The following is a 1,854-nucleotide window of genomic DNA, read 5'->3' as shown; positions in this document are numbered from 1 at the left end:
AGGGTATCCATGCCGCTCGATCCGACTGAACATCCCGACTGGGAAATCGCTCTGGAGGCCGAATCGCGGATGAAGACGTGCTACCAGCTCGGCCGTTACCTGGAGAAGATGGAAAAGGCCACAGTCGATGCGATTTGCGAAGCATGGGAAAAGCGGCATCCGCTCCTGTGTGGTGTTGGCCGCGGTATCGAGGATAAAGTGGCTTTCAACCGGCGGTTCCGCATGAAAAACGGTCTGACGTTCACGCATCCCGGCCAGCTCAATCCCGATATTGTGGAAGTAGCGGGGCCGACCGATCCGGAGGTCCTCGTGCTGGGCGCGTGGTCCCCGGATGGAAAGCTGGAAGGTTGCGTGGTCCACTACACCTGCCATGCGACGACCAATCCGGGCGGCATATCGGCGAACTGGATTTATTACATGGAAAAGGCGATTCGCGGCTTTTATGGGCCCGACGTGGTTGTTGTCTTCCTTCAGGGGTGCTCCGGGGATGTCACACAGGTGGACAATCTCAGTCCGTACCGGAACCCGACGGGTGAGGAATGGGCTCAGCGCGTGGGCGGCCGGGTGGGCGCCGAAGCGGTGAAAACGTTGCTTTTGACCCCGCGGGGCACTCTGACCCCGATCGACTATCGCAGCACCACGCTCACCATTCCCCGGCGGCGGCCCGATCCCAAACGCGTTGAGGAGTGCCTGGCGCTCACGAAAAAGGACCCCAAGGAAGTGGGTGCCACGGAATGGATTTTCGCCGTGCAGACGGTGCTCCTCGACGCCAAACTGAAGGTTGAACCGGAAACCACCGTCGAGTTACAGGCCATCCAGATCGGTCCGCTCGTCATTCTCGCCAATCCCGCCGAATATTTCTGCCAGTATGGTCTGGAGCTAAAAGCCGGTTCGCGGTTTCCTTTTACGATGCCCGTCGAACTGGCCAACGGGTGCGTGGGTTACGTGCCCACGGAGGAGGCCTTCGGGCCGCACGGCGGGGGCTATGAGACGCGGCTAACAGCCTACAGCAATCTCGATTTCAAAGCCGGTAACCAAATCCGGGACACACTGTTGGACCTGGCGCACGAGTTGACACCGGGTGCGGTGCCGGAACCACCGCGGGTGACGCCTGTCACCACGCCCTGGTCCTATGGAGCCGTTCCCCCCAACTACCACTGACAGTCCGGAATCGGCAACCACAATTAGGACGCCTGGGCGCACCGCCTCGGCCGGTGATCACGGCTTTCTCCAAAGCCGGGTACTTCTCGCACATCACCGGCGTGACAGGGACTGCAAAAACGTGGAGACGACCGCACTGGCCAACCGGGCGCTGCGGACCGCGCTTTCCATGGTGCCGGGCCAGCCCGTCGCTGTCCAATCACCCGCCAAAACAAGCCCCGGGATGCCGGTATCCTGCGGCGGTCGGCGGTGGTCCCACTCCCGACCTGGAGAGAGCACGGCCGCTGGCTCCGTGATGACACGGCTGGCCAGCAGTTGCGCGGATTGAAGGGGGGAGAAGGTCGCCCGCAATTCTCTGACGACTTGTTGGCGACACTCTTCCGGCGAGCCGGGCGCCAACCGGTGCGAAGCACTGATAACGACGTGGCAGTACCAGAGCGGTTTTGCCGAGGAAGAACCACCCAGGGTGTCTGACGATTCACCTCGAGAAATGTCGGCGAAGGGAGGCCGAAACACCCATTGTGAAACCGCATACGGCAGCACCGCGTGCGGGAGAGAAAATCCCGGCCGATCGAACCACAAATGCACACCGGTGATCGCGCAGGCTTCCGGAGATGTTCGAGAGCGACACGTCGGCCAACCGGGGAGAAGCCTGCTCCCGATTTCTGCTGGGAGGAGCCGCGCCGCAACCCA

At 61.9% G+C, this 1,854-nt stretch carries 2 protein-coding genes; one reads left to right on the top strand and one right to left on the bottom strand.

Annotated elements, in window-relative coordinates:
* Positions 1-1,161: hypothetical protein (locus H5U08_RS17420; RefSeq protein WP_297036015.1), on the top strand; the 1,161-nt coding region annotated here is incomplete at its 5' end.
* Positions 1,162-1,254: 93 nt separating this feature from the next.
* Here the strand turns inward: H5U08_RS17420 and H5U08_RS17415 are convergent.
* Positions 1,255-1,854: FAD-dependent oxidoreductase (locus tag H5U08_RS17415; protein ID WP_297036013.1), on the bottom strand; the 600-nt coding region annotated here is incomplete at its 5' end.

The sequence above is a fragment of the Thermogutta sp. genome (assembly GCF_014359955.1).
Taxonomy (GTDB): domain Bacteria; phylum Planctomycetota; class Planctomycetia; order Pirellulales; family Thermoguttaceae; genus Thermogutta.
This window is presented reverse-complemented; position numbering and strand designations above follow the sequence as displayed.